The organism is Pseudomonas syringae, from assembly GCF_001698815.1.
Classification (GTDB): Bacteria; Pseudomonadota; Gammaproteobacteria; order Pseudomonadales; family Pseudomonadaceae; genus Aquipseudomonas; species Aquipseudomonas syringae_A.
The window spans coordinates 39,973-47,963 of record NZ_LGSI01000006.1; the positions used below are offsets into that span (position 1 = coordinate 39,973).

General features: G+C 61.0%; 5 protein-coding genes. 1 reads left to right on the top strand and 4 read right to left on the bottom strand.

What is annotated here, in order from left to right; translation table 11 throughout:
- Positions 1 to 10 precede the first annotated feature (10 nt).
- The 4 genes from AFK24_RS02230 to dinG all read right to left on the bottom strand — a co-directional run bounded on the left by AFK24_RS02230 (position 11) and on the right by dinG (position 7,223).
- Positions 11 to 1,111, bottom strand: a complete 1,101-nt coding sequence (locus tag AFK24_RS02230) for an OmpA family protein (RefSeq protein WP_065831694.1) — start codon at positions 1,109 to 1,111, stop codon at positions 11 to 13.
- Between the two features lie 154 nt (positions 1,112 to 1,265).
- Positions 1,266 to 2,414: a serine hydrolase domain-containing protein gene (locus AFK24_RS02235; protein ID WP_065831695.1), complete on the bottom strand. Its 1,149-nt coding sequence runs from the start codon at positions 2,412 to 2,414 to the stop codon at positions 1,266 to 1,268.
- A gap of 80 nt (positions 2,415 to 2,494) precedes the next feature.
- Entirely contained in the window at positions 2,495 to 4,792 is a 2,298-nt protein-coding gene (locus AFK24_RS02240; protein ID WP_065831696.1) for a beta-galactosidase, read from the bottom strand.
- Between the two features lie 286 nt (positions 4,793 to 5,078).
- Entirely contained in the window at positions 5,079 to 7,223 is a 2,145-nt protein-coding gene (dinG, locus tag AFK24_RS02245; RefSeq protein ID WP_065831697.1) for an ATP-dependent DNA helicase DinG, read from the bottom strand.
- A gap of 133 nt (positions 7,224 to 7,356) precedes the next feature.
- Here dinG and AFK24_RS02250 point away from each other — a divergent pair, with 133 nt between their 5' ends.
- Entirely contained in the window at positions 7,357 to 7,821 is a 465-nt protein-coding gene (locus AFK24_RS02250; RefSeq protein ID WP_020288978.1) for a CopD family protein, read from the top strand.
- Positions 7,822 to 7,991 lie beyond the last annotated feature (170 nt).

The window sequence follows — 7,991 nt, forward strand, 5'->3', positions numbered from 1 at the left end:
GACCGGGTACTCAGTTGCTGGCCTGATCCGTCGCGGCTGGCTTCTTCTTCACGGCAGCTTTGGCGGGAGCGGCTTTTTTCGCCGGTGCGGCTTTTTTTGCAGCCGGAGCCTTGGCGACCGGCTTCTTGGCAGCGGCTTTAGCCGGGGCTGCTTTCACGGCAGGCTTGGGCGCGACAACCGGTGCTACTGCGGCAGGCTTGGCGTCCTGTACCGCAACCATGGTCGGTGCCGGTGGCAATTGATATTTGGCCATAAGCGCCGCCATGGTGTTCTGCGGCGTCATGAGGATTTCAACACGACGGTTCAGCTTGCGACCTTCAGCGCTGTCATTGGCAGCACGCGGAGCAAGTGCACCCATGCCGCGCAGGCTCAGGCGATTACGCTCCAGGCCGCTGAGGCGGAAAATCGCGGCGATCGACTGCGCGCGTTCCTGGCTGATTTTCTGGTTGGCGACTGTTGCACCGGTCGTGTCGGCGTGGCCGAGAACCAGTACCGCGGTTTTAGGATCGCCTTCAACGATTTTCGCCAGACGCGTGATTGGGCCTAGAGTGATCGGCAGCAACATGGCCGGACGATCCGGATTGAAGGAACTGTCCACTGGCGCAGTCACTACCAGCAGGTCTTCACGGCGCTCGATTTCAAACGGCGTGTCCTTGATCGCCAGGCGCAGGCGCGGCTCATATTCGTCAAGCCAGGCTTGGGTCACTTTAGGGTCGATCTTCGGCGCGGCCTGCGGCTCGTCCTTCTTGGTGCCGCTGAACGGCCACCACCACTGAGTATCGGTCTCGGACTTGGCAACCAGTGGCGGCACGGTTTTTTCGGCGGGCTTGCTGGCGGCGCTGTCGGCTTTCGGTGCAGCGCTGTCGCTGGATGCGAACGGCCAGTACCAGTGGGTGCCAGCGTCGACAGGGGCAGCGGCAGCAGCTACTGGCGCAGGCTTGGCTTCCGGCGCCTTGGCTGGCGCGGCACTTGGCGACGACGCTTGGGCAACCTTGTCGGCACCGAACGGCCACCAGCTTGAGCCAGTGGCGGCAGAATTATTTTGAGGCGTTTGAGCACAGCCCGTAACAGCAAAACACAGGGCGATAGCGAGGCTTTTATTAGACGACATGGGTGACCCACAAAAAATAGTAAACAGACAAGGGGACTTGGCAGAGCCCATATAACACGCATAAACAGACTGTTGGAAAAGGAAACCGTCACACGGTTCCTGTTCGGGCCGATTAATCGACAGTCGGTAAGAAACAAGTACTTATGTACACAACTTAGAGCAAACACTCACCCAGCACCCGAGCCAGCTTCTGCGCACGAGGATCCATCAACACATACGGGCCCAGGGTATTGGTGACAAAGCCGAAAGCCACTTCACGTTCAGGATCGGCGAAACCTGTGGACCCGCCAGCTCCAGGATGGCCGAACGCCTTGACCCCCAAGCCATACGTGGCATTAGGAACAGTTGACTGATCGAGCATGCAACCCAAACCAAAACGCGTCTGGGTCAACAAGGTTTTGTCCTGGCCGACGCTGTGCTCGCGGGTCAGTTCGCTGAGCAATTCCGGTTCCAGCAAACTGCCATCGAGCAGGCCATTGTAAAAACCGGCGAGACTGCGCGCATTGCCATGACCGTTGGCTGCCGGCTGCTGCATCCGTCGCCATTCAGGCTTGTTGGTGCTGGTCATGATCGACGGCGGATTGGTGAAAGCACGCGCGGTCATGGAGTTAGGTTCACGCATGGTGGTTTGCAGTAACCGCTGCGCAGCCTCGTCGCCCGTATTGCCTTTGCCTCGTGCGATATGGGCAACGCGGTGGAACTGGTCATCGGCCAGGCCGACATGAAAGTCCAGGCCCAGCGGCCGCGCCACGCGGGCAACGATGGACTCGCCCGGTCCGCGACCATCCGCGCGGCGCAGCATTTCACCCACCAGCCAGCCATAAGTGATGGCGGCGTAGCCGTGTCCCTGCCCCGGCGTCCACCAGGGTTGTTCCGCCGCGAGCGCGCCAGTCATGGTTTCCCACTCATACAGCGCCTGAGCGGGAAGCAACTCGCGCAACGCCGGCAATCCGGCCTGATGGCACAATAACTGGCGCAAGGTGATTGCGTCTTTACCGGCAGCGGCAAATTCGGGCCAGAGCCGAGCGACTGGCTCATCCAGCTTGAGCTTGCCCTCGCCCACCAGTTGCAGCGCGGTGACCGCTGTGAAGGTTTTGGTGCAGGAGAACAGATTGGCGATGGTGTCGCTGTGCCAGGCTTCGGCGCCGTCCTTGTCGGCGGTGCCAGCCCACAGATCGACCACGGTTTCGCCGCCGATCTGAATGCACAGCGCAGCGCCACGCTCTTGAGGATCTTCAAAGAGTGCCGCGAACGCCTCACGCACTGCTTCGAATTTAAGCTCGAAATGACCCTGAATCTGCACCCGCTGGCTCCCGAAACGACTGATCTGAAAAAATGGCCTGCATTGTTTCAGCGATTGAGCGCTTTGGGAACCGACTCAGCTCAAGGTTGCGTGGTTTGAGGCGTTGCGCCGGGATTGGCAGCGGCCTTTTTCCCGGCGGCTTCCTTGTTCAGCACAGCGGCCACCTGGCGATTGCTCTTGCGCACGGTTTCCACGAAGCCCTGAAAGGGCAGATCAGTGATGCCCACCAACCCGAGGTGACCGTTCTCGCCATCCAGCAAACGCCCGGTTACCGGCTGGTCCAGATACTGGAACCAGTGCACACCAACTATCGACGGCTCGGCCAGCGCCTGCTTGAGGAAGTTGGCGTACGCCGGACCGCGATCTTCTTCCCGCGCGACTTCCATAGCCCCGCCCCAGAACGGCCCGCGATCACGGGAACCGAAATGGAATTCGCTGACCAGAATTGGCTTGTCCAACTGGCGCAGCGCAGCAAAGTCGTAACCGTCCTGCGGCTTGGGCGTGTAGAAGTTGAAGCTCAACACGTCGCAATATTTGGCGCAGGCGGCCACGGCCTCAGGCGTGCTGATGGAATAGCGCCCGCCCAGCAACAAGTGATTAGGCGCGTGCCATTTCAGCGAGTCGGAGATGGTCTTGAAGTAGGTCTCGGCAAACACTTGCTGGAAATACTTGAAGTCGGCTTCGATGTCCGGATGTTCCGGGTTGGGCAGCGGCGGCTCGAAACCGGGGTCTTCCATGAATTCCCAGGCCGTCAGCTCAATGCCCCAGGCCTGGGACAGGCCTTGCTGATTACGGTATTTGTCGCGCAACTGCTTGAGGAACGCACGCTTGGCCGGTGCATCGGTGGTCATTTTCATGGTGCCGTAGGCCAGCGCGTAGCGGGCTTTGGGATCGTCGCCCGGCCCGGCCCAGGCCAGTTCGTTATCGGCGAAAAAGCCCACCAGCCACGGATCATCGCGATGATCGCGGGCCGCGATAGCGATGGCCCGTTCGGCAGCCATGGCAAAACGTGGATCGAATGGATCAGGCATGCCACCCCACCAATCCTGGCCGGTGCTGATGCTTGAATAGTCGCCATAAATCGACAGCGGCAAGGTATAAGGCACCCGATCCTGGGAGCCAAGCAACGGCTCGCTCCAGTTCCCGACTGTGTTGAATCCCCAGGCTTGCAGGCGATCGAGGGTGCGATCGACCCAATGCTGGAGATCGTATGACGCGGGCTTACATTCCACGGCAGCAGCAACCGCCTCGGCAGGGTTTGGCGCTGCCGGCTCACAGGTTTTCGGTCCGTAGATTCGTTGCAGGTTGGCCCCATAGAAATCGAACCAGCGACCTTTATCGAACTGGCGGTCCTTGCCGGAGCCATTGTCGCTGTGATTGTCGCCCTTGCCGTAGAACGCGCCCAGCGGCTCATTCTCCTGCGGCAGAACGGCGAACATCGATTCGCGGCCTTCAACGTAGGTCGGGCTGTCGTCCGCCGCGACCGCATTGATCCCCAGCGAGTAAAACGGGTGGCCTTCAGGGGTCACCAGATACCAGCGGCCGTCGCGTTTTTCAGTGCGGAAAAAGCCTTTCGCGTCGAACGTCGGGCCGTCGAGCCAGCCACCGAATTTGTCCAGCCCGGGACGCTCCGCCAGCCAGGTTTTGGTCTGCTGTTGTTCCTTGGCGGCAGCGGCCTTGAGTTGCTCGTCATTGCTGACTTTCTCTGGCCACTTGCCACGGGAAAACTGGCCGTAGCCATCGACGATCCCCGCATAGGCCGCCTGCTGAATCCCATCGCCTTGCTGCACGCCGAAACGTTCAAGCAAGATGCTCTGCGCGACGTTCGGCTGGGTCATCGACAGCGTGACCGACACCACCTGGCTACGATCGAGTTCGCCCTGAGCATTGGCGAGCAACACGCGCTGCCCTTCGTAAGTCCACGGCATCGGAGGTCCGGCGCGCATGCCCTGGGTCAACGGCGAACTGGCCTGCAACGGCACCAACAGCGTTTGCGCCGGGCCTGCTGGCAGGTCCACACGACTGTTGATCACTTTGCCGTCGGCGCTTTGAATCTGTACATCAAGGGTCAGTGCCCAGTCCATCGCGCTCTGGATGCGCAAGGTCATGGCGCTGTCGGCGGACCAGTCCCACACGCCGCTTTGTGGCGTCAGGCGCAGGCTCGGCCGGGCCACGGGATTGAACACCACACGCCGCAACACTTCGCCTTCGGCGGTCTGCTCGGCGTTGGATTGCGGCAGGCTGGTGTTATCCGTGGCGACTTGCACCACGTCGGCAGGACGCACGAAGCTGAACAGCGTCTGCTGGCCAGCCGGCTCGGCGAATAACGGTCCTGCGCAGGCCATGACCAGCACGGCGGACAGTGAACGGCGAATCATGTGATCAGGTTCTCCTTGATGATCTGTCCTGTAGATACCGCCTCTAACGTAGGAGGGGACTTGTCCCCGAAGGCGGTAGTTCAGGCGGCGTTAACTTTCCGGATTTTCGTTGTCAGGACCATCGCAATCGGGGACAAGTCCCCCCCTACCCAGCCTGTGTGAAAACTACTGCGCTCGCGACGTTTTCACACAGTGTGTACCGGTCAGGTATCTGGGCAGCAGCAGGCAAGCGCGAACGCCAGACCGACTTAAGACCCGATCCGGCGCTAATGATGCCGAGGATTTTTCAGGAAATTTCGCGGCGGAACGGCGGCAATGCGTTGAGGATAGCCTTGCCGTAGCGCTGGGTGACCACGCGGCGGTCAAGCAGTGTGATGGTGCCGCGATCTTCCTCGGTGCGCAGCAAACGTCCGCAGGCCTGGACCAGACGCAACGACGCGTCGGGCACAGCGATTTCCATGAACGGATTGCCGCCACGGGCTTCGATCCATTCGGCCAGCGCCGCTTCTACCGGATCATCCGGCACCGCGAACGGGATCTTGGCAATCACCACGTGCTCGCAATAAGCGCCGGGCAAGTCGACGCCTTCAGCGAAACTCGCCAGCCCGAACAACACGCTGGACTCACCGCTGTCGACTCGCGCCTTGTGCTTGTTGAGGGTTTCCTGCTTGGACAGGTTGCCTTGAATGAACACTTGTTTGCGCCAATCGCGCTCCAGGCCGTCGAACACGTCCTGCATCTGTTTGCGCGACGAGAACAACACCAGCGTACCGCGCGAACCCTCCACCAGATTCGGTAATTCGCGGATGATCGCGGCGGTATGCGCCACGGAATCACGCGGGTCGGCCTTGAGGTCCGGCACGCGCAGCACGCCCGCATCGGCGTGATGGAACGGGCTCGGCACCACCGCCGTCACCGCGCCCTTGGGCAAACCGGCGCGCATGCGATAGCGATCAAACTTGCCCAGCGCAGTCAACGTCGCCGAAGTCACCAAGGCGCCATAAGCAATGTTCCACAAATTACGACGGAGCATTTCGGCAGCGAGGATCGGGCTGGCGTTGACTTCGATGTCGAACAGCGAGGCGCTGTCGGCCAGGGTCAGCCAGCGCGCCATGGGCGGGCTGTCTTCCGGGTCTTCGGCAGTGAACGCGGTCCACAACTCCCAGTTGCCGTGGGCGCGGGCGAGCAGGCTGCCAAACAGCGGGTACCATTCTTCGGCCTGATGACTGGCGATGCCGATGTTGACCTCGCCGTCCATGCCTTCTTTGAGTAGATCGGTCAGGCGCGTGAACAGGTCGTCCAGGCGCGCGAAACCTTTCTTCAGTTCGATGCCCATCTCGCGAATGTGCTCGGGCACCACGCCACCGACGAAACGATGACGCGGGCGCTCGCGGCCCTGCATGTCTTCGCCGGCACGGAAATCTGCCAGTTGTTCGCAGGCCGTGAACATGAACTGCTGCTGGCCCTTGATCTCGCGAGCCAGCTCCGGGACTTGTTCGATGTACTTGCCCAGGTCGCCCGGCAATGGATGCTGGGCGAGCAATTTGGCGAGGTTCTTGGCCGTTTGCTCAAGCCAGTCAGCCGTGGAGCGCAAGCGCGTGTAGTGGGCAAAGTGGCCGATGGCCTTATCGGGCAGGTGATGGCCTTCGTCGAACACGTACAGCGTTTCGCGCGGATCGGGCAATACAGCGCCGCCGCCCAGCGCGAGGTCGGCCAGCACCATATCGTGGTTGGTGACAATCACGTCAACCTTGCCCATGCCTTCGCGGGCCTTATAGAAAGCACACTGCTGGAAGTTCGGACAATGCCTATTGGTGCATTGGCTGTGATCGGTGGTCAGGCGCGCCCAGTCCTGATCGGGCAATTCCTGGGGCCAGCTGTCGCGGTCGCCATCCCATTTGTTGCCGGCAAGCTTTTCGATCATCGAGGTGAACAGCTTCTGGCTGGCCTCATCGACCTCGATCTTGAAGCCTTCTTCTTCGAAAAGCTGCGCTGTGGCGTTGGTTGCGTCGCCTTCCTGCAACAGCATGTCGAGCTTGGACAAACACATGTAACGACCGCGCCCTTTGGCCAGGGCGAAGGTGAAATTCAGCCCGCTGTTGCGCATCAGGTCGGGCAAATCCTTGTAGACGATCTGCTCTTGCAAGGCCACGGTGGCGGTGGCAATCACCAGCCGTTTACCCGCCAGCTTGGCGGTGGGAATCGCGGCGATGGCATAGGCCACCGTCTTGCCAGTACCGGTGCCCGCCTCGACCGCCACCACCGCCGGGTCGCCCGAGCGCCGGCCTTCCTCATCGGTGTCCACGTCGCCCAACACTTTGGCGATCTCGGCGATCATCAAACGCTGGCCATAGCGCGGCTTGAGGCTCTTGGCTTCGAGGAAACGCGAGTAGGCGCCCTGAATCTGGGACTTGAGTTCGTTACTGATCATGGCTTCGGTCGGGCTCGGGCGCTGCTGGGCATCAATGACAATTAAACGCAAAAACTGCTGGATATATCTTCAGTAGTTCTCACGGGCGGCTATCATACCCCGCAAATTCCATCCGCGCAGAACGGAGTACCTGATGACACCTTTCGCCCTTGTCTACACGCTGCATGTTTTGGCCGCTCTGGTCTGGGTTGGCGGCATGTTTTTCGCCTGGATGGTCTTGCGACCGGCGGTCGGCGCGGCGCTGGAAGGCCCTTCCCGACTTAAGTTGTGGGTCCAGGTGTTTCCACGGTTTTTCGTCTGGGTGTGGGCCACGGTCGTGGTCCTGCCGATCACCGGCGTGGGCATGATGCACCTGCACTTCGGCGGCTTCGACGGCGCGCCGCGCTACGTGCAAGTGATGATGGGCCTGTACGTGGTCATGACCGCGCTGTTTATTCGTATCCAGTCATTGCAGCTGCCGGAACTGCGCCGCGCGGTGGACGCTGAAAACTGGGCCGAAGGTGCTGCCGCACTGGGCAGGATTCGCCGGTTGGTGGGGATCAACCTGCTGGTGGGTTTGGCCGTGGTGGTGATTGCATCGGCGAGGCCTGGATTCTGAGGTTCCCTAGTTACCGTAGATGTCGCACGAACCCGGTAGGAACGAGGCTTGCCCGCGAAGAACGATAACGCGGTGGGTCTGGTCCGCCGAGGCGCGTGATTCGCGGGCAAGCGTCCAACAAAACCGCGTTGGCGCGGGCAATGAAGGTGGGTCAGGTGGATTGAGGTGGG